Genomic DNA, 21,123 nt, shown 5'->3' on the forward strand with positions numbered 1-21,123 from the left:
GTAATATCCCTGGCTGGATGCGGAATTAACGCGAAAAAGCCTCGGGAGACCTCACGGTCTACCCAGGCTCATGTGGATGAATGGACAGGCGGTCATGCACCCGGCATCAACTCGCTATACGTATCTTTTTAAAAGATCCGGTGCTTCCATCCGTTCAGTTTGGCGGCCGCCTCAATAAAAAAGTAGTCGCCGTAAATAAGAGATACATCAACGTTTTGTGATACCGGCTTATGGCCGGTTCCGTGCAGCAGGACGGCCTCATGATCCGGATCATTCCATGTTCCGTACGCCGTGTACAGGGAATGCAGAATCCGCTGCGCGGCATCAAGATATCCCCTTCCCCGGATATCGCCAAGCACCTCCGCGAGCTCCAGCAATCCGGACGCCGCGATGGCGCCGGCCGAGCTGTCTCGCACGATGCCGCCCTCGGCCTCCACGGCTTCCGCACGAAAATCCCAGTACGGCACGGCATCCTCGGGCAGATGCGCGATAAAAAAGTTCGCCACCCGCTGGGCTGCCGCAAGGTAATCCGGACGGTCCGTATAACGATACGCATTCGTTAGACCGTATAGTGCCCAGGCCGCCCCCCTGCTCCAGGCCGAATCCGGCGCAAAGCCCTGTCCGCCGATCGCTTCCGCGGCTTCGCCGGTTTCGGCATCAAACCGGATGATATGATGCACGGACCCGTCCGCTCGGACGAAATGGCGGACGACCGTATCCGCATGCTGCCCTGCGATATGTGCATACCGCGGGTCTCCGCTCTCTTCCGATGCCCAGAACAACAGCGACAGATTCATCATCGTATCGATGATCGACCAGCCGGTCTTGTCGCCGTTCCAAGCGCGGATGAACCGGCCGGCAGGGTTGAAGCGCCCTGCCAGGAAGCCGGCTGCAAGGAGCGCGCGTCTTGCCGCGTCTTCATCTCCGGTCAGCTTATGCTTGATGACCGCGGTCGGCAAAAACTGAAAACCGACGTCATGATCATAATGATTAGGGGCGAGCCACAGCTCCGACAACCGTTCATCCCAGTTCCAGGCAGCCTCCCGGTATTTATCCTCACCGGTCATGTCGTACATCAGCCACAGCATCCCCGGCCAAAAGCCCGAAGTCCACCAATCGATCCGCATATCATCGTATTTTCCGTCTTGGCCTGCGGCATGCGGCGATTTGTCTCCGATTCGTTCCAGCATTTGTCCCGCCTTGCGGACGATCTGCCGCCACATCTCCTGCTTAACTGTTTCACAGTCCTTCATGCGAAGACCTCCTTGATCTGAACAACATCTGTTTCGCAGTTACATGCATCAGCCCTTCAGCGAGCCGACCATGACTCCTTTCACGAAAAACCGCTGCAGGAACGGATACACGCACAGAATAGGCACGGTCGCCACCATAATCGTTGCGTATTTGATCGTTTCCCCGATTTGGAACCGGTCTCCCGCCGAAGCGCCCGATGACATGCTGTCGGTCGAGTTGGAGATCAGAATTTCACGCAGCACCAGCTGCAGGGGAAACAGGTTTCTGTCTTTGATAAACACCGACGCGTAGAACCATCCGTTCCACTTGTCCACCGCATAATAGAGAATCATGACAGCGATGACCGGCATGGACAACGGGATGATAATCCGGAACAAAATGGTGAAATGATTCGCGCCGTCGATTTTGGCCGATTCCTCCAGGCTGTCCGGAATGCCCATGAAGGCCGTGCGCATGATGATCAGGTTAAACGTGCTGACGGCGAACGGAACGATCGTGGACCACAGCGTGTCCAGCAGTCCCACGCCTTTGACGACGAGATACAGCGGGATCAGACCGCCGCTGAAGAACATGGTGAACACGATAATGAACATGAACACCTTGTTCCACATCACGTTTTTGCGCGAAAGGACATAAGCGCCCATCGAGGTAAGCAGCAAATTAACCGCTACCCCGAATACCAGTATGAACAGTGTATTGCGAAAGCCGATGCCGATGCCCGGGTTGTCCAGCACGCTCTTATAGGCGTCGAGGCTGAAGCCGAGCGGATGCCACAGAAAGCCCTTGTGGCCGAGCAGCCGGGCCGAATCGCTGAACGAAGCGAACAATACATACACCAGCGGATACAAGGTCACGACGACCAGAAAAATCATCAGGGCATAATTGATGACATTGAATATGCGGTCACCCCAACCGCTCTCTGTTTTCAAGCTTACCACCTCACCATAGGCTGTTTTGGCTCACCCTCCGGCTGATGGCGTTGGCCGTAATCAGGAGGACGAGATTGATGACCGAGTTGAACAAACCGACGGCGGAACTGTAGCTCCAGCCGAACTCCAGCAGGCCCTTGCGGTATACGAAGGAGGAGATGACGTCCGCCGTTTCGTACGTAACCGGGTTATATAGAAGAATGATCTTTTCAAACCCGACGTTGAGCAGGTTCCCCATCCGGAGAATGAACATGATCATAATGGTCGGCAGCAGCCCGGGCAGCGTAATGTACAGCATCTGCTTCAAACGGCTGGCCCCGTCGATCCGGGCCGCTTCGTACTGCTCCAGATCAATGCTCATGAGCGCAGCGATATAAATGATCGATTCCCAGCCGATCCGCTGCCAGATTTCAGACAGCACGTAGATGGGCCGGAACAGATCGGGCTTTTGCAGCATGGCCTGGCCATCATAGCCCAGGAACATGAACAGGCGGTTGATGAGCCCATCCGCGTTCGTAAAATCGGTGATGATGCCGCAAATGACGACGAGCGAAATAAAATACGGCATATACGTGATCGTCTGAACGACGCGTTTGAATTTCTTCTTGCGTACTTCGTTGATCAGGAGTGCCAGTATGATCGGCGCCGGAAACTCAAAAACCAGCGTATAGAGGCTGATCAAGATCGTATTTTTTAAAATTCTCCAAAAATAGTAACTGCCGAAAAAGTCATGAAAATGCTTCAATCCGACCCAGTCGCTGCCCAGAATGCCCTTCATGGGCGAATAATCTTTGAACGCGATCAGCGCCCCGTACATGGGTGCATAATGAAAGACCAAATAATAGGCGATCACCGGCAGCATCATGATGTATAAATACTTGTTGAGCACAAAATCACGAACGAGCCGGCTTCGAAACGATTGCCGATTTGCCATGCCTGAAGTTCACCTCGATTATATTAGGGGGAGAGCAAGCCCTCCCCTTCCCTTGTGCTTACCGGCTGTTGTAACGCTGCAGCGCCGCCGTTTGAATTTCGATCGCCCGGTCCAATCCCAGCGACTTCATCTTGGCGACATAACTGTCATATTGATCGACCGGCTCGGAGCCGAGAATGATCTTGATCGTCATTTCATCCACCAGCGTGTTGATATCATTCATGATGGTGGCATACTCGGAGCTTTCATCCGGCGTCGGCGTAATGGATGGCAGGTTGTACTTCGCCGCATCGGTGTTTTTCCAAACCTCCACCGCATCCCGCTGCGTCTGGAGCGCAAAGAACTGCTCCGCGTAACGCTTATCCTGCACGAACGGCCCGTTATAGCTGCTGCGAGCATACAGGGATATCGCCTGTGCGGGAGCGAGCTTGTCCGGATTTTTCATCAAGAGATCGGTAAATTTCGGATAGCCGTTCTCCATGTTGTAGCTGACGCCTTCCTCACCGAAGTTGAAGAACATATGTCCTTCCTCGCTGTACCCGTAATCCAGCATACGCACCGCGAGCGCGGGATCTTTCGCTGCGGTCGTGACCGCTACCGTTCCTTCGGACGCGTAGGCCTGGTTCAGCTGTCCGAATTTGGGCTTGTCCCCTTTGTTGAGCACCGGATAAGGCGCCGCAACAAGCACGGCTTTCGGATCGTTTGCCTCAACGAGCGGCTGCCATTTGCCGATGCCTCCTCCGGCGTTGCCGATCGTGGCCCCGGTAGCGCCGGATGCCATGTTGCCGTCGACTGCCTTCGTGTCCGCCGTCGCGATGTTTTTGTCGATCAAGCCTTCTTTATACCAGTCATGGAACAGTTTCAAATACTCTTTAAAGCCGGGCTCAGCGGGGCCGAATTTGACCTTCCCGTCTTCCTGATAGAACCCGCGGTTCACACCGAAGGCACCAATAAATGCGCCGTTGCCGGATTCATTGAAAAAGCGCGGCTTGCTCACTACCGAAAACGGTGCGGCCGCCCCTTTTTTCTCTTTGAAGGCTCTCAGCGTCGCCGTCCATTCATCGATCGTTTCCGGCACCGGCAGACCCAGCTCATCCAGCCAGTCCTTCCGGATAATCGGTCCCTGGAATACGCGCAGGTATTCGTCGCCCCGGATGAACGGGAAAGCGTAATAGCTGCCGCTGTCCGTTTTGACCATTTTGTCGATGTCGGGATGCTCCTGAAGGTACTTTTTCAGGTTTGGAGCATACTTGTCGATCAGATCGTTCAGCTTCAAAATGTAACCGTCCTTGATCGCCTTTTCCGGTCCGCCGGGAAAATCGCCGATAAAGTTGTATTCGATCATATCCGGCAAATCCCCCGAGGCCAGCATGACGTTGAAGGCTTCCTTAACTTGGCCGGTCGGCGGCGCGGTGAACTCGAGCGGTACCCCGGTTTTTTCCTGCCATTTCTGAAAGAAAGGAATTTCGTCATGCGTCGCCTTGATTCCGACCAGGTTGCCGTTGATCTCACCCCAGTAGGACAGCTTCTCATCGGTTTTTAATGGGTAGGTGGCCGATTCGGCCGCTCCTCCCGGACTTGCCCCCTTTGCCGCATCTTCGCCGCTCTTGCCGCCGGATGAACAGCCCGCCAGCACACTGCCCAGCATCGCGATGATCAGACCCGCAGCTGCGATTTTTTTCATGCCTACAACCTCCATTTGATATGTGGTGAATCTTGCCCTTTCAGACTATCGAAGCAGCGTTCCACCGGATATGAGCAGAAAATACAAAACGATGTTCTTTTTTCATGCGGCTGATGACGAATTCTCCAATCGAATGAACAAAAGCGGGAAACATTGTCGAAAAACTACCATTTTGATGTTGTTATCCGAAGAAATACAGGAAGGGCTGCATAGGTTGATATAGAGGCTAAAACGCGATTTTGGATATCGTTCCCATATTCTTTTATAATGAAAGGGCAATCTATCATTTTTTCGAGAGGAGTCCATTGTCTATGCATGCAAGCGAAACTCCGAAAAATGCGTTGTTTACAAGCGACTTTACCCGCAATCCTTACCCCGTGTACGAGAAACTGCGTCAAAGCGATCCCGTTGTGAAAGTCATGCTTCCGAACGGGCAAACCGGCTGGCTCATCAGCACCTACGAGGATGCGGCGGCCGTGCTGAAAGATCCGAGGTTCATCAAGGACATGACCAAATTCGTCGGGCAGGAGCATCCAAGCGTGTTCTCCAAAAACATGCTGTTCTCCGACCCGCCGGATCACAAACGTCTTCGCGGTCTGGTGCAAAAGGGCTTCACGCCTCAGCGAATCGAAAGCATGCGGGATCATATCCAGGAAATTGCGGACAGGCTTCTGGATGCGGTCTCCGGCAAGGATCGTCTGAACCTTATTGACGATTACGCTTTTCCGCTGCCGATCATCGTCATCAGTGAAATTTTGGGCGTGCCCACGGAGGATCAGGACAAGTTTCGGGTGTGGTCGAACTCTATTATTGAAGCCTCGAATCAGAAAATGGGCGAGGATGTCACCCGTCACATGAACGAATTTATCGCATATCTAAAAGAATGGTTCGCGAAGGTCCGCGAGCAGCCAGGTGACGACATGATCAGCGAGCTGGTGATCGCGGAAAACCAAGGGGACCGGTTAAAGGAGGAAGAGCTGTACGGGGTGGTCACGCTAATGATCATCGCCGGTCATGAGACGACGGTCAATTTGATCGGCAACGGCGTGCTGGCCCTGCTCGAATATCCGGAGCAGCGCAAGCTCCTTCAGGACCGGCCGGAACTCATCCAGGGAGCCGTTGAGGAAATGCTCCGGTACAACGGCCCCGTGGAATTCAGCACCTCCCGCTGGGCGTCCGAGGATCTGGAATTCAGGGGCCAGCTATTCCAGCGGGGCGACCTCGTGATCGTCGCGCTCGATGCAGCCAACCGGGATCCGGCCCAGTTTGAGGACCCGGACCTGTTTGACATTACCCGCGGCAAGAGCCCGCATCTGGCGTTCGGCAAAGGAATACACCTGTGCCTTGGCGCCCCGCTCGCCCGCCTGGAGGGAGAGATTGCGGTCAATACGCTGCTGCGGCGTTTTCCCGACTTTGCGCTTGAAGGAGAGATCGGGGATCTGGAATGGAGACCCGGCATGATCGTGCGCGGGGTGAAAGAAATCCCGCTTCGTCTGAGCTAAAATTAGTCAATTGTTCCCTGTTGGTCCATCCGGGCTCGAAGGTATGCTTTTTAAATAGTCCCCAAGATCAAGGAGGAGATCACTCATGAGAACAATCGGCATTATCGGAAGCGGAACGGCCGGACTGCAGCTGGCCTATGCGCTGAAGGACGATTTTGACGTCACGGTGCTTCATCATGAAGAGCCTGATGAGGTCCGCAGCGGAAGGGTCCGTTCGACACAGGTTCATTTCCAGCCGACACTTGCGCGCGAGCGGCGTGTGCACATGCCCGCGAACAGCGATGCGCCGCAGATCCGGACCATTCACTTTCAGCTCGGCGGACAAAAACTGTTTACCGGGCAGTTGACGGGCATCGCCACTTCTACCGATCAGCGCATCCGGTTTGCGGATGCCATGGAGGATTTGGCCAAAGATGGCGTTCGGTTCCGCCATGGACGCATTTCGGCTGGTGATCTGGATGCACTCGCCGCCTCATTCGACCTGATCATCGACGCAGCCGGCAAATCGGGACCGGTCGCCTCTTTTCCCGTCGATGAGAGCCTGACGCCCTTCCGGACGCCGCAGCGGAAATGCATTGTCGGTTATTTTTCCGGTATACGTCCGGTCGAGCCCGAAGGCATTTCCATTACGGTGATGCCCGGCACCGGTGAAATGTTCGAGATTCCTGCCGTTACATCAAACGGACGGGCCACAATACTGTTTATTGAAGCGGTTCCGGGCGGAGCACTGGATGCTTTTGTCGGCGTGAAGGGACCGGATGCTTTTGCCGAGCGGATGCTTGGCGTGGTGGAGGAACACCTCTCGGAGATTGCCGGGCGGATCGATCCGGCCAAATTCGCGCTGATTGACGACAACGCATATCTGCTCACGGCCGTCACCCCTGCGGTTCACCGCCCGTATGTCATGCATAATGGCACGCTCATCCTGGGATGCGGAGACAGCGTATTCCTTGCCGACCCGATCACCGGGCAGGGCTGCAATACGGCTTCGTACGCTGCCGAGCAGCTGTACGAGACGCTGCTGGCCCATGCGGATGCTGATTGGGACGAGTCGGTCGGCAGCGAATATTGGAACCGGACGCAGCCTTATATCAAGGCCGTGACCGAATGGACCAACGCCATGACCCAGCCGCTGCCGGGACATATTGCCGAGCTTCTGATGCAAGCGGCAGCAGACCAGAATACGGCGGACCGCATAGCCCATTGGTTTGAAGATCCGACGCAAGCGTACCGCAGCTTCTTTGAACAACACAGCAGCCAGCCTTTTCCCCGCTAGGGGAAGGCTGGCTGTTTATTTTACCATACCGCTGCGAAGCGCAATGACCACGACCTGCGTCCGGTCTTGGCAGCCGAATTTTTGCAGGATCCGGTGAACATGTGATTTGACCGTGCCTTCGGAAATGACCAATTTACGGGCAATCTCATCATTCCGTAGACCATACGCCATCTCCTGTAATATCTCACGCTCCCGTTCAGTGAGTGGCTCCGCCAGATTCATGCCCGCTTCATCGGGCTGCGAGTACTTCCCGGGGGATGCAACGCGCAGCATGACGCTCGCAGCCCACGCCGTTCTGTACACCGCTTCCCCCCGATGCGCAGACCGGACGGCCCCCAGCATGTCTTCCACTTCTGCATCCTTCAGCAAGTAGCCGACTGCCCCTGCTCGAATTCCCTGGTAGATGTACTCTTGGTCATCAAACGTCGTCAGGATAACGATCTTCATCTTTGGCAGCCGTCTCATAATTTCCCTAGTCGCTTCAATTCCCGACATGACAGGCATCTGAACATCCATTAAAATGACGTCCGGACCAAGCCGAGTGGCCATTTCAACGGCTTCACCCCCGTCCGACGCCTCACCAACCAGCGTCATATCGGGCTGAAGCCCGATCAAATACCCAAATCCCTGGCGGATCATCGTCTGGTCATCGGCCAGCAAAACCTTAATGTTTTCGTTCATCCTTATCCCTTCTTTCTGCCTCAGGCCGTGGCCGGTCTTCAGCCGGCAGAGCCGCAACGATTTCAAATCCGCCGCTTTCCGGAATGCGGTACTGTAAGCTACCGCCTTTCTCCTTCAGCCGATCCCTCATGACTTTCAGGCCAAAGCCCTCGTTGATGCCGTGTTCCCCATTCAGCGTGCCATTGTCTCGAATGATCATCGTGATTTGATGGTTTTCCCTTGAAAGATTCACTTCCACCTGCGTCGCATTCGAATGACGAATAACGTTCGTGACGGATTCCTGCAGCACGCGGAACAACGTTTCATACGTCTCCGCAGGCAGATCTTCATCATTGATATCCGCTTGAAAGTTATAACTAATGGATGCTGTTGCTTCCATCCGGATAAGCAATGATTTCAGTGCTGTCATGCCGGAAAAAGATAGATCCCCTGCCAAAGCGTGGACAGACTCGCGGATATTTTGCAGCCCTTGGCGGGCCACAGACAGCATCTCTTCCAGTGTCTCCCCTGCATGGACCGGATCCTGCTTAATCATATAACGCAGTGCCTGCATCTGCACGATAAGCGACGTCAGACTGTGACCTACCGCATCATGGATGTCGCGGGCGATCCGGGCCCTCTCCTCCAGCACAGCGTACTGCATTGCCGTTGCAGAGGCGTCCTGAAGTTGTTCATAAGCTTCTTGAAGCTCCTTCAAGTGGCGCTCATTCAATTCGTGGATGCGCCTTCTTTCCATACGACTGCGAATAAAGAAGTAGAGGACAAGTCCAAGCAGTACAAAGGAGAGAAAGTCAAACACATCCTTTTCACCAAAACGGATGTACAATCCGGCTGATACGACCATGGCGATAATCAAGGGGACATAAGCTTTGGAAGCCGTCAACCGCATCACCCAGGCGAACAGCAGAATCACCAGAAAATACAGCAACTTGATTTCATGAAACCATAAGATCCCGATCAAACACTCCACGGAAATCAAAGAAGCGGCTAGGACTGCCCGTGTTACCGTCCACCATGATCTCCTGATTAGAAGAATACTCGAAAAGGTTATCCAAATCATCAGATGCAGCATTATTTTCTCCGGAGGATCGCTAAACAGCTCCTGCCGGTCAAGCAGAAAGAGCAGGACAGCCGCAATAGACAGGATTCTGCCATAAAAGTTGCTTTTCACCGACCGCCTTCCTCCTTTAGCGTCTGCGTAATTTCTAACATTGTAGCTCGGTCCGTGGACAAAATCCAACATTTAAGCCGGATGGCGGCAAATCTCTATCTGCAGATATAGGCGAGCGATCGTGAAGATCCATCCCCGGGTAGTCGAATCATCGGGCGAAAACGGGATATGATGATGACAGGCTAAATGATGAAGGAGGCAATCGAAGATGAGTGTTCAAATGCTCATTTGGATCGTACTAGGTTTATTTGTTATATACCGCATATATTTACGTTTCCGCCGCACATTCGGCTGGCAGGAGTTGAAACATCGCCGGGTCCGGACGATGACCATCATTCTGAGTTTGGTCGGACTGATCTTTTTTGCTGAGGGAGCCATGCATCCCGTCAGTCTTGTTTCCGATGTCGCCGGGATTGTACTTGGTACCGCCCTGGCATGGTACAGCTCTACGGTGACCGCGTTTGAGCATCGCAACGGCAAGGTGCTGTACCGCTCCAGCGCCTGGATCGCCGGTACCGTATCCCTGCTGTTTTTTGTCCGGCTGATCTACAGAATTATCGATATGGTCCAATCGGGTTATTTTCAGCAAGGAGCACAGATGTCCGACCGGCTGGCCGTGATGGGCAGCAGTTGGTCTGCGGGCTTGATGCTGATCATGTTCGCCTACTACGTAACTTACAATGTAATCCTGCTGAACAAGCAGAAAGGTTTGCAGCGATCCTAGCTGCAGGAATGTCCCCCGTAAATAAGCTTGAAACGCAGAAGAACCCCCCGAAAAATCGGGCGGGTTCTTTCCGCTTCTCTATTTACTCTCGTTTCATCTGCTAACCGCAGAATCCGCATCTTGATGCTCCCGTTTCATATAGACGCCTTTTTTGTACACCGACTTGATGACGAAATATCCTTGCAGTTTCTTGTTCGTCCGGTAAATCAGTGAATTGACCTCGTCAATGCCAACCAGCTCAGTATCATCGATACAGCGCTCGGGCCATACATATCTCATAATTTCGTCCCGGGTCACAAAATGGTCCAGCCGGCTGTGCATCAGCTTAAACAGCTGGTATTCCTTCTTAGATAGCGGGACCGTCTCCTCATCAATCTGAACGCTCTGCATATCGTCATTCAAGCGCACATCGTCTTCAGGCCACCCCGAAAAAACATACTCCCTCGTTTCCTCCAGGTCCATGACCGTCTCCAGCTCCAAAGCAACCAGTCCGTTCACCAAAGTTAGGCGGTCACCCGGAGACACTGCAGCGGGTTCATGGGGGTCCAAGCGGTGGCCGTTCAGCTCGGTCCCGTTCTTGCTCCCCAAATCCTCGACTAGGAGCCCCTCTTCGGTCCACGCGATCCGGCAGTGCTGTTTAGATACCAGCAGGTTGTATATCTCGAGCATCCCTTGTTCCGAGCCGGTATGTCTACCAACCGTCACGGTTTCTCCTTCTTCCAAGTAAATAAACGATCCATGGCCTTTCTGGCCGGCGGTATCAATCATGATTTTGATTTTGTCCGGCATATCTACCTCTCACTTTCCTTTGTCTCTTTCTCCCGTCAATGATAAATTCGTCAGATTTGTTCCATTGTTTGCCTACCCGGCTGATTTTATAGTTAGCCTATACCCGTTTCCATGTTTACTTGTGAATTATATTTCAAAAGCGAGGTTTATAGCAATGAAGCGATTGAAGCGAAAACAATTTTTTACATACGTGCTGTTAGCTTTTCTGGTTGCCAGTGGCATGGCGATATACGTGTTTATCCAGGGGCGGGATGAACCCGGTCCCGAACAGACGCTGCAGTCTTACTTCAACAGTCTGAAAGAAATGAAATTTGACAGGCTCTACGACCTCATGACGCCTGAATCCCTTGAGCAATCGGGAATGAGCCGCGAGCAGTTCGTCGATAAATACCAATCGATCTTCAGCGGAATGGGCGTTACCGGCGTTAAAGTGACGCAGGGGCCTGCCTTCCAGTCTGAAGAGGACCATCATTATTCCATGGACTATACCGCCACCTGGCATACCCCAATCGGTGATGTTGATGGGGATTACCATATGAAGCTGGTTCAGGTTGAACAAGACCACGATAAGGTCTGGGCCATCGAGTGGCATCCTTCTCTGATTCTACCAGAGATGTCCGCCGGCGACAAAGTAAGGGTCCGCGTATTGACGCCTCAGCGTGGTGAAATCACGGACCGGGACGGGAACCCGCTGGCCACCCGCGGCACCGCATACGAATGGGGGATTACCCCTTCCGAGCTCGGCGACCATCCGGATCAGACGATCTCCAGCATCGCCGCCTACTTCAAACTTCCGGTGGAATACATCCAAAAAAAGCTGGCGCAGAAATGGGTCAAACCGGATTATTTTGTTCCGATGGCCAACGTTCCCAATACCGATCTGTCCCAGAAACTGCCGGGCGTCTCGGTCAGACCGAAGGAAGTGAGGTACTATCCGCTGGGCCAAGCCGCCGCCCACCTCACCGGTTATGTCCGTCAGGTGACGCAGGAAGATTTGCAGAACGATAAAGACGGCTATTATGCTGCTGGGGACTGGATTGGCAAGGCCGGACTGGAGCAATCGCTGGAAAAGCAGCTGCGGGGACGGAAAGGGGGATTGATCGAAATTACCGACGCGAAGGGGAACCGTAAACGCATCGTTGCCCAGAAGCCAGCGGTGAACGGCGAGAACATCCGCCTTACGGTCGCCTCCGCACTTCAGCAGGACCTGTACCGTACGCTGTCCGGCGATACCGGCGCGGCGGTAATGATGAACCCGAAGCATGGAGATCTGCTGGCCCTGGTCAGCACCCCTTCGTATGACCCGAACCAAATGGTCACCGGCCTGTCACAGCAGGAATGGGACGCTTATTCCAAGGATCCGGAGCTTCCTTTCTTTAACCGGTTCGCGGCCCGGTATGCGCCGGGTTCGGTGTTTAAAGCGGTGACGGCCGCTGCCGGCCTGACCGAAGGCATAACCAAAGCGGATAAAACCCGCCGCATTGACGGGCTGCATTGGAAAAAAGACGCGGGCTGGGGCGGGTACTATGTCACGCGGGTGAAGGATGTCAGCTCCGTAAATATGGTGGATGCCCTCGTGTATTCGGACAACATTTATTTTGCACAAGAAGCGCTGGAAATGGGCAGCGGCAAATTTATCGAAGGCATATCCAAATTCGGCTTCGGCGAGAATTGGGGGCTGGACATGATCAACCTGAAGCCAAGCCAGTATGCCAACGCCTCCCACCGGGACCTGGCTTCGGAAGTTCTGCTCGCGGATACGTCCTATGGACAAGGAGAAATGCTGTTGTCCCCGATCCATGTGGCGGTCGCATTCACTCCCTTCGCCCAGCAAGGCAAACTTGTCCCCCCTATCCTCTTTCTACGGCAGGAAGATCAAGAATCTCCTCAAGCGATCCAAATCATTACTCCACAGGTTGCCGGAACGGTCAAAGATGCACTGACGCAGGTCGTCAGCCGAAGCGGCGGCACCGCTCACGCGCTGTCTTCTGCCGAGCTGAAGCTGGCGGCAAAAACCGGTACAGCCGAGCTGAAAGCCAAAAAAGGCGAACAGGGCGAGGAGAATGGATTTGTAGTCGCCTTTGACGCGGAGCAATCTTCTTTCCTGATATCCGCACTGATCGAAAATGTACATGCACGCGGCGGCAGCCACTACGTCGTGAACAAGCTGAAGCCTTTTCTAAATACACTGAATTTACAAACAAAATAACGGTCGAGAAATCCGTCAACTTGCATTGCAGCCATCGCTGCAGATTGAGACCCTCATGTGATACGATGAGGACAAGAATCAGCGAATCCTACGCAAAGGCGGTATCCCATGTTTGACCTTCTGCTACCCGAGCATTCCGGCTCTCCGTTATATCTTCAACTCTATCATTTGATCCGCGAGGAAATCCGCTTAGGGAAAGTTGCGGCTGGGACCCGGCTGCCGTCCGTACGGGCGCTTCAGCAGCAGCTCGATATCAGCAAGACGCCTGTCGAAACCGCATATCACATGCTGGTGGTCGAAGGCTATGTCATCAACAAACCTAAGTCGGGCTTTTACGTGGTGGACGACCCTGAATTTATACAAAATGTCGTGACAACGTCTCCGGCTTGGCGTATGCAGCTTAAGCATACCGTACCAGGATTTCATGAGTGTTTACGCGAAGAAGGCATGGACTGGATCGATTTTAACCCTACCCATATGGATGGAGATTCGTTTCCACTCAGGACATGGAACAAAATGCTAAAAGAAGCCATACAGCCATTGGCCGCACAGCTGGGTCGATATGGGGATTCCCGCGGCGAACCGGGACTGCGGGCTGCCATCTCGGAGTATCTGGCTCATTCCAGAGGCGTACTCTGTTCACCGGATCAAGTCATCATCGGCAGCGGCATGTCGTACAGCATCGGAATTCTGGTTAAACTTCTGGACGGGATACGGCGGGTGGCATTTGAAGAGCCTGGCTTCGATCTCGTAAGGAACCTATTGAACGGATACGGCTGGGAGGCGGTTCCGGTCCCGGTTAGCGGCCAAGGGCTGCATGTGGATAAGCTGGCAAAAGTTCCTTTTCAGGCCGTATATGTCACACCTTCGCATCAGTTCCCGACAGGAAGCATCATGCCGTATTCGCAGCGGGTGCGTCTGCTCGCATGGGCCGAAATGGCGGGCGCTTATATTATCGAGGATGACTATGACGGAGAATTCCGGTATCAGGGAAAGCCGATCCCCTCCCTTCAAGGGCTTGATAACAAAGGCAGGGTTATCTATATCGGTACCTTCTCGAAGACATTGTCGCCTGCGCTCCGCATCAATTATATGGTCGTTCCTCCCGCACTCTTGCTCAACTTATCCAACCTCCACCCTGATCTGCTGCATGCACCTTCGCGCCTGGAACAGTGGGCGCTGGAGCGGTTCATGCGGGAGGGGCACTGGTACAGACATTTGCGGAAGACACGCAGCTTGTACCGCAAGAAGCATCATCATTTGATAGACCTGATACGCATTCACTTGGGTGAGCAAGTCCATATTACCGGTCAGCATGCGGGGCTTCACCTTCAGCTGAGCGTCCGCCGCCATGGTACCGCTCAAGAGCTGATCCAGCGGGCTGAACAGCAGCGGGTCAGGGTGTATGATTTCCGCACTATGTGGGCTGACCCGCCCGATGCCTCTCTTCCTGTCGTTTATTTGGGCTTTGCCGGCCTTCCGCTTCCGGTTATGGAAGAAGGTATCCTTCGTTTAAAAAAGGCTTGGTTCGGCACCTAATTTCTTTCTATCTCTAAAGTGTTTGAACAAAACGACGAAACAGCACGTCCAGCTCTTGCAAAATGACATCCTGGTACCGGTCGCCTTCAAGGTAAAGAGCTCCGATGTCCCGGTAAACTTGGTTCAGCTGTTCTTGATAGGAAGGGGACTGCCGGTCCGGTAGGCTGGCTTTAAAGTCGTCCATCACTTGCTGAATGTAGGCTGGGCGCGCCCCCCACCTGCCGAGCACGTTGCCGCCCCAGTCAACAAATATCGCCACAGGCTGGGCTCTTCCGCCGTCCGTCAGAAATAAATCCATCGTATCCAGATGTTCTTCCATGATCAGCGCTTCAACCGGGATGCCGGACTGCTCCATGATCCGAAACAGCACGGGGACGTTCCACATGACATCCGGACACCAGTCCGTGCATAAGATCAGGCAGCGAATGCCTAATCGCTCACCTGAAGATGCAAACAAACTCCGCCTGGCCGAATCGAGCGTACGGAATCCATGATATTTGTCATAAAACCTTTCAACGGTATTCGGTATCCCGCTGTTAACCATTTCTCTGACCTGCATACGTTCCATAAATTGCTGCGGAGTAATCCCTTGTCCGACTTTATGCATTAGATTGACCGCTTCTGTCATCGCCGCTTCCAACCTTTCTTATTCGTATATCTACCAACATAAAACAAAACTGACCCTATAGAAATGGTCAGTTTCCTTTTTTTAAAAAAGTCAATTTTACGAAACGGCCGGGGACGAAGCGGTCTTGTGCCTTTTGCCAGGCCGTGCCGACTTGTACCACTGCAGACAAAACAGAAAGATGAGGATCAGGTCGACGGCATCCCCCCCGTAATACATGAGCTGTGCTCCCGATTCAGCCTGGGCTATGGGGACGCCTCCCGGCGGATATGCATATAGAACCTTGGCCAAGATTCCATGTCCGGCCAGTGATAACACGAGGATGCCTGCACGAAATCCGTATCCTGTCCGGTGAGGACTGGGATCCATGCAGAGCAGCGCCGCGGTGTATATGTACCCTGCGACAAACATATGTACATGCACCAAAACATGAAGAACCGGATGGTGCTGCATCGCCGAGTACAAGCCGGTATAATACAGCACCCACAGTCCTCCGACGTTCAGAAGAGATGCCGTAACCGGGTGGCTCAACAGACGCATCGGCCGGCTTTTCAGCCAGGCTGATAAACGGCGCGCCCGTGAAATCGTTAAGCTGCGCAACAATAGGGTCACGGGAGCAGAGCATGCGATCAATAGTGGGGACAGCATGCCAAGCAGCAGATGCCCCAGCATATGATAGAAAAAATCGTCATGTGCCCTTGCCGCCAGTGGTCCCGTTAACGCTGCTGCCGCAGCAGTGACACCAAGGATCCAGCAGATCGTGCGCATGGCGGGCCATCTGTCAGAGCGGCGATTCGCAGCTTTCACTGCCACGGCGTAGAGGCCGATAAGCACGAGAAATAAGAGGATGAAGAGCGCATCATGGAGACTCCCGGCATTATGGTGACCTCCGACAGGATGACCTGCGTGATGTCCTGTCATGTTCATTTAACCGTCCCTCTCCGTTTCCCGCTTCGCTAATCTGCCCGTTTGAACGATCAGCATGATGCCGATGATCAGAATGACGGCAGCGCTGACATTCCAAACGACGTCGTATACGAAGACGTTATCAACGTACCGGATCTGATGAATCCTCATCCACTTGTGCTGGATCGTCCCGTCATACAGCTGAAATCCGCCGACGCCGAGGAGCATGCCGCCCCACCAGCGTTTCGGCCACATGGCGTTTCTCCGCCGGAGATCCGATACCAAAAACATGCCGGCGATCGTCGCGAACCAATTGAGCGCATGAAACAGGCCATCCGACACAAGCCCCACGGCCGACGTGGATTTGTCATAAAAATGATGCCAATGCAGCAGCTGATGAAACACGACCTCATCCACAAAAGCGATAAATCCGATGCCGGCCAGAAATCCCGACCAGAGGTTGCGGCTGGCATACGTGATCCGGGCTGAAAGATTGGAAGACTCCGTTGCGTTAGAACTCATGGTTTTTCCACCTTTTGTAAGACTTGTTTCTTCTCAATATACCCAGTCGATGCCGGGTTATAACATGACCTTAATCTCAGCATCATCTTGACCCCGAAGTCATGCCCAATTTATAGTTATTGGATCAGAGAGAGCAAGATTAAACGTTTAATAATCCCAAACAAAGGAGTGCATCGGTTATGAAACAAAACAAGTATGACGATTCCGCTTTTTTCGCGGCGTATAAAGAGATGCCCCGGTCCATCGGCGGGCTTGGGGCTACAGGGGAATGGCATGAATTTAAAGCACTGCTTCCGGATCTGCAGGGCAAATCGGTTCTCGACCTCGGCTGCGGCTTTGGCTGGCACTGCCGGTATGCGCGGGAACAGCATGCAGCTGAGGTGGTCGGCGTAGACATTTCGGCTAAAATGCTGGAATCCGCACGGGAACAAACAGATGATCGGGCAATCACCTATCTGCAGGCACCGATCGAAGATATCGACTTTCCCGACGGCCATTTCGACGTCGTCCTCAGCTCACTCGCTTTCCATTACGTGCAGTCGTTTGATGCCGTATGCCAAAAAGTACACAGCTGCTTAAAGCAGGGCGGCTCCTTCGTCTTCTCGGTGGAGCATCCTATTTTTACATCCCGGCCCGAGCAGGAATGGATTCTGGACGACCAGGGCAGCCCGCTGTACTGGCCGGTGGATCACTATCAGGATGAAGGAGTTCGCAACACGGCGTTTTTAACGGACCATGTCATTAAATATCACCGTACCCTTTCCACTTACATCAACGATTTAATTCGCACCGGGTTTGCCATCACGGCGGTTCGCGAGCCGCTTCCCGACCCGAAATTGATGCACCACCCTGGCATGAAGGACGAAACCCGCCGGCCGATGTTCCTCATTCTGTCTGCTGAGAAAAAATAAAACCAACAAGGACAGGCTTCCCGCCTGTCCTTGTTGGTTCGATGCCGGTGCTCACTGCAAGGCACCCAGCGTTACATTGCCGCCCCTTGAACCAACGCCTCCTGCACCGGAAGCTCATGAATCGTCCGCAGATAGCTGATCGTCTTGTTGGCCGAGTGCATGACGACCGAATAGGTTTCGGCTTTGTCCTCCTGCAGGTACCGCACGCCATTCAAGAATGATCCGGATGTGACGCCCGTGGCAACGAACAGCACTTCTTTTGTACCTACGAGATCGTCCATCGTCAGCAGCTTGTGTGGATCCGGAATCCCCATCCGCAGGCAGCGCTCGAAATCCGGCGGGCCGGCCGGAAGCAGTCTTCCCTGCATCTCCCCGCCGAGGCAGCGGAGGGCGGCGGCGGCCAATACACCCTCAGGCGCACCACCTGAGCCGACATACAGATCCACTTCGCTCTCCATCGCCGCCTCAATCGCTCCCATGACGTCGCCGTGGCTGAGCAGCTTGATCCGCGCCCCCATCGTCCGGAGCTTGGCAATGATGTCCTGATGTCGTTCCCGGTCCAGAATCGATACCGTTATATCCGATACCGGCTTGTTCAGTATGGCCGATGCTTTGGATAGCGTCGTTTCGATCGGATCATCGAGGGACAGCCGGCCGGCCAGCTTCGGACCTGCCGCCAGCTTGGCCATGTACATATCCGGCGCATGCAGAAGCTGGCCTGCCGGAGCGGCGGCGATGACCGATATGGCATTGTTCAAACCGCTGGCTACCGTTTCGGTCCCCTCAAGCGGATCCACCGCGATGTCGACCTTCGGACCCCGGCGGTCCCCCACTTGTTCTCCGATATAGAGCATGGGAGCTTCGTCCATTTCCCCCTCGCCAATCACGACCGTTCCATCTATGGGCATCGAATGGAATTGCTTCCTGATCGCTGCCGTTGCTGCCTGATCTGCGCTGTTTTTGTCCCCTCTTCCCGTCCAGCGTCCGGCGGCAAGCGCCGCTGCCTCTGTCACTCTTACCATATCCATAGCAATATGACGTTCCATTTCTTTACCTCTCCTCCTATTCCATGCCCCGTTAATCCGGTAATTCTGCCGTGTGCTGCTGAGTGAAAACCCAAGCCTCCTCCCGCTTCGTTTTATTGTGTTTTATATATTACGTCATAATAAGCTATTTATCAATATTTATGACATCATTAATTTTTAATGCAGCTATAGACGGGATGAATATCGTATCCAAGTCCTATAAATAATCTAAAAAAGCGTACTCCCCTCCATTATCGCAAGAGGTAAGTACGCTATTATTACGTCATATATACTATTGTAAAAGCTCGCGTGCCAGCAGCTTATATACCTGCAGCCGCTTTTCCTGGGAATGCGGGATGCTGCAGATCATGGCCTCATCAAATCCATACAGCTCCTGCTCTTCCTTCAGGCGGTCGGCAATTTCCTTAACCGGGCCAACCAAATGCAGCCTCCGGTTGTCCTGGATCAGCATCCGGTCCATTTCGGTTAACGGGTAATTATGCGCTTCTTCCGGAGTGAGCAGCTGCGTGATCTGCCGCCCTTTAGCCATCATAAGCCGAAACAGATCCTGCGGCAGAGCTTCATATTCGGCCTCTTCCCTAGTCTCAGCGGCGGTCACCAAATAGGTCACGCTGATCTGCGGTTTCTCCATAAAAGCCGAAGGCTTAAACTGGTCTTTATAGATATCCAGAATTTCGCGGCTCATCGCTCCGTTGAAAAATTGCGCAAACGAATACCCAACACCCATCTCTCCGGCCTTAAGCGCGCTGTCGCCGCTTGATCCGAGCAGCCATGCCTCAGGCAGAGTGACGTGAGCCGGGGATGCGGCGTTTTTGGCGTACAGGCTATCTTCCGGAACCTCATCATTCATCAGCTGCAGCGTCGTCTTCAGTTTCTCATACATATTGTGCAGCATCAGCTGCCGCCCTTCCGACAAGGCATACATGGAGCTTGTATCTCCGCCGGGTGCCCGGCCGACGCCGAAGTCGATCCGGCCAGGCGTGAATGCGCTCAGCGTCTTGAACACCTCGGCCAGCTTCAAAGGGGAATAATGCATCATCATGACACCACCGGTGCCGATCCGAATGGACTGCGTTTTGGCCGCAAGTCGGGCGGCGGTCACTTCAGGCGCCGAACTCGCAAACGTGCGCGCCCCATGGTGTTCGGCCATCCACATGCGGGTGTATCCCAGCTCGTCGGCCAGAACGGCCAATTCTTCCGCCTTGTGAAGCGCTCCTTCCGCTGTATTTCCTATCGTAACGGGTGCTTGATCCAATACACTTAATTTCATGAGGTTACCTTCCCTTCCAGGTTAAACATCATCCTGAACGCTATCTCTTTATCCTGCATCAAAGAGGATAAACATTATCCACGTTATCGTAATATATCCTGGTCGAAAAGTAAAGACTGGCATCAAATCAATTCGCAGATACTCTGACCCGCTGTCAGCATGACAAAATCCGGTGACAGACCGTTTTTCGTTTCTGGCCAGAGCGCCAAACTTCAGCGTTATTCAAGCTTTTATTCAGCAGTATGCTCCAACCACGGGCGGAGAAAGCTCTCAATATCCTGCCTGGTTTCATGAAAATAGGTGTTGTTATGCCAGCCGTAATTAAAAAAGCCATGCTCCATGCCATCATAAGTTTTGAACGTAATCGGGTTGCCGGCATCCTGCATTTCTCGAACAAAGCCGCGGTTCTGCTCATACAAATCGTCCCCGGTTCCGCATATCCAGAGCGTCTGCGGCAGGCAGCGCCGCACATGATGTATAGGAGAGATCTCCTGGGCAATAGGCAGCAGCTCGGGGTATCGGCGGGACATAATGTCCACCCCGTCCATCCCGGCCGCAAAGATGACAAGCTTATCGGGAACGGCATTCACGCTCACATCGTCCACATCGTCGTTCAAGCGGTCGAACATGATGGAGGATACGGAAATATACCCGCCCGCCGAAGCTCCGCACATGGCCAGCTTCTCCGGATCGACACCGAGCTCCTCTGCATGCTGCCGCACCCACCGCACGGCCGATTTAACATCCATAATCGCCTGCAGCGGGGTAAATCCAGCATCCCGCCCTGTCCTGTAGTCCACGCAGATCGAAACAACGCCTAAAGATGCCAATGCATGAGCCTGGTGTTGAAATTGGGCCGGCGAGAACTTCGGATTGGGCTGAAAGCTCCCCCCTTGGAAAAACAAAATCACCGGCCTGTTTGCCGCTGCAAGGTCCGGTCCGGACACATACAAACGCAGCTTCCGGTCTTTTACCTCTTTGTAGGTGATTTCACGGACAGGATAATCAAAAGGAAATCGCATAGCACTCATCCTTTCTTCAAATGGTGTAGACCTAACATTCCCAAAACTATACACCACCCGGACAAGGTTGTCGTTTCCCTTTTTCCAAATACGGCCCGTTACCTTCAAACGTTCAAGCAGCCACTGCAA

19 protein-coding genes are annotated in these 21,123 nt (G+C 53.6%); 6 read left to right on the forward strand and 13 right to left on the reverse strand.

Annotated features, from left to right (window positions below; translation table 11 throughout):
• Positions 1-128: 128 nt before the first annotated feature.
• From K2F33_RS25680 to K2F33_RS25695, 4 genes are all read right to left on the reverse strand, one after another.
• On the reverse strand, positions 129-1,253 hold the full coding sequence (locus K2F33_RS25680) for a glycoside hydrolase family 88 protein (protein ID WP_089547022.1): 1,125 nt from the start codon (positions 1,251-1,253) through the stop codon (positions 129-131).
• A gap of 48 nt (positions 1,254-1,301) precedes the next feature.
• Positions 1,302-2,126 (reverse strand): carbohydrate ABC transporter permease, encoded by an 825-nt coding sequence (locus K2F33_RS25685; protein ID WP_412974018.1) that lies wholly within the window; start codon positions 2,124-2,126, stop codon positions 1,302-1,304.
• 67 nt (positions 2,127-2,193) lie between these two features.
• Positions 2,194-3,117, reverse strand: a complete 924-nt coding sequence (locus K2F33_RS25690) for an ABC transporter permease (protein WP_076166645.1) — start codon at positions 3,115-3,117, stop codon at positions 2,194-2,196.
• Between the two features lie 58 nt (positions 3,118-3,175).
• Positions 3,176-4,801 carry an extracellular solute-binding protein gene (locus K2F33_RS25695; RefSeq protein WP_145134101.1) on the reverse strand — a complete coding sequence of 542 codons (1,626 nt, stop codon included), beginning with the start codon at positions 4,799-4,801 and terminating at the stop codon, positions 3,176-3,178.
• Between the two features lie 311 nt (positions 4,802-5,112).
• Here K2F33_RS25695 and K2F33_RS25700 point away from each other — a divergent pair, with 311 nt between their 5' ends.
• The gene (locus K2F33_RS25700; protein WP_263879511.1) at positions 5,113-6,303 is read left to right on the forward strand and encodes a cytochrome P450 family protein; all 1,191 of its coding nucleotides are present in this window, start codon (positions 5,113-5,115) and stop codon (positions 6,301-6,303) included.
• Positions 6,304-6,388: 85 nt separating this feature from the next.
• Complete coding sequence (locus tag K2F33_RS25705; RefSeq protein ID WP_263879513.1) at positions 6,389-7,579, forward strand: styrene monooxygenase/indole monooxygenase family protein; 1,191 nt, start codon at positions 6,389-6,391, stop codon at positions 7,577-7,579.
• Between the two features lie 15 nt (positions 7,580-7,594).
• Here the strand turns inward: K2F33_RS25705 and K2F33_RS25710 are convergent, their stop codons facing one another.
• Positions 7,595-8,260, reverse strand: a complete 666-nt coding sequence (locus tag K2F33_RS25710) for a response regulator (protein WP_263879515.1) — start codon at positions 8,258-8,260, stop codon at positions 7,595-7,597.
• Positions 8,244-9,431 (reverse strand): sensor histidine kinase, encoded by a 1,188-nt coding sequence (locus K2F33_RS25715; RefSeq protein ID WP_167372830.1) that lies wholly within the window; start codon positions 9,429-9,431, stop codon positions 8,244-8,246. Before K2F33_RS25715 ends, K2F33_RS25710 begins: the two co-directional genes overlap by 17 nt.
• Before the next feature lie 208 nt (positions 9,432-9,639).
• Here K2F33_RS25715 and K2F33_RS25720 point away from each other — a divergent pair, with 208 nt between their 5' ends.
• Positions 9,640-10,155 carry a CcdC protein domain-containing protein gene (locus tag K2F33_RS25720; RefSeq protein WP_263879518.1) on the forward strand — a complete coding sequence of 172 codons (516 nt, stop codon included), beginning with the start codon at positions 9,640-9,642 and terminating at the stop codon, positions 10,153-10,155.
• A 93-nt stretch (positions 10,156-10,248) separates the two neighbouring features.
• Here the strand turns inward: K2F33_RS25720 and K2F33_RS25725 are convergent, their stop codons facing one another.
• On the reverse strand, positions 10,249-10,944 hold the full coding sequence (locus K2F33_RS25725; RefSeq protein WP_263879520.1) for an FHA domain-containing protein: 696 nt from the start codon (positions 10,942-10,944) through the stop codon (positions 10,249-10,251).
• Between the two features lie 154 nt (positions 10,945-11,098).
• On the opposite strand from K2F33_RS25725, the gene K2F33_RS25730 reads away from it, so the two are divergent.
• Both K2F33_RS25730 and K2F33_RS25735 read left to right on the forward strand, forming a co-directional pair.
• Positions 11,099-13,153 carry a penicillin-binding protein PBP4(5) gene (locus K2F33_RS25730; protein WP_263879522.1) on the forward strand — a complete coding sequence of 685 codons (2,055 nt, stop codon included), beginning with the start codon at positions 11,099-11,101 and terminating at the stop codon, positions 13,151-13,153.
• A 108-nt stretch (positions 13,154-13,261) separates the two neighbouring features.
• Positions 13,262-14,692 (forward strand): MocR-like pyridoxine biosynthesis transcription factor PdxR, encoded by a 1,431-nt coding sequence (locus K2F33_RS25735; RefSeq protein WP_263879524.1) that lies wholly within the window; start codon positions 13,262-13,264, stop codon positions 14,690-14,692.
• Positions 14,693-14,705: 13 nt separating this feature from the next.
• Here K2F33_RS25735 and K2F33_RS25740 read toward each other — a convergent pair whose 3' ends face one another.
• The 3 genes from K2F33_RS25740 to K2F33_RS25750 all read right to left on the reverse strand — a co-directional run bounded on the left by K2F33_RS25740 (position 14,706) and on the right by K2F33_RS25750 (position 16,745).
• A complete protein-coding gene (locus K2F33_RS25740) occupies positions 14,706-15,320 on the reverse strand; it encodes a thioredoxin family protein (protein ID WP_089547012.1) in 615 nt (204 codons plus the stop codon).
• A gap of 96 nt (positions 15,321-15,416) precedes the next feature.
• Positions 15,417-16,244: a cytochrome c oxidase assembly protein gene (locus K2F33_RS25745; protein WP_263879528.1), complete on the reverse strand. Its 828-nt coding sequence runs from the start codon at positions 16,242-16,244 to the stop codon at positions 15,417-15,419.
• Entirely contained in the window at positions 16,245-16,745 is a 501-nt protein-coding gene (locus tag K2F33_RS25750; protein WP_089547011.1) for a DUF2243 domain-containing protein, read from the reverse strand.
• Between the two features lie 179 nt (positions 16,746-16,924).
• Between K2F33_RS25750 and K2F33_RS25755 the strand changes: the two genes are divergently transcribed.
• On the forward strand, positions 16,925-17,656 hold the full coding sequence (locus tag K2F33_RS25755) for a class I SAM-dependent methyltransferase (protein ID WP_263879531.1): 732 nt from the start codon (positions 16,925-16,927) through the stop codon (positions 17,654-17,656).
• A 71-nt stretch (positions 17,657-17,727) separates the two neighbouring features.
• Here K2F33_RS25755 and glpX read toward each other — a convergent pair whose 3' ends face one another.
• From glpX to K2F33_RS25770, 3 genes are all read right to left on the reverse strand, one after another.
• Complete coding sequence (gene glpX / locus K2F33_RS25760; protein WP_263879533.1) at positions 17,728-18,702, reverse strand: class II fructose-bisphosphatase; 975 nt, start codon at positions 18,700-18,702, stop codon at positions 17,728-17,730.
• A gap of 271 nt (positions 18,703-18,973) precedes the next feature.
• Entirely contained in the window at positions 18,974-19,972 is a 999-nt protein-coding gene (locus K2F33_RS25765) for an LLM class flavin-dependent oxidoreductase (RefSeq protein WP_089547008.1), read from the reverse strand.
• A 230-nt stretch (positions 19,973-20,202) separates the two neighbouring features.
• A complete protein-coding gene (locus K2F33_RS25770) occupies positions 20,203-20,994 on the reverse strand; it encodes an alpha/beta hydrolase (RefSeq protein ID WP_263879538.1) in 792 nt (263 codons plus the stop codon).
• Positions 20,995-21,123 lie beyond the last annotated feature (129 nt).

The sequence above is a fragment of the Paenibacillus sp. PSB04 genome (assembly GCF_025809195.1).
GTDB lineage: Bacteria > Bacillota > Bacilli > Paenibacillales > Paenibacillaceae > Paenibacillus_AQ > Paenibacillus_AQ favisporus.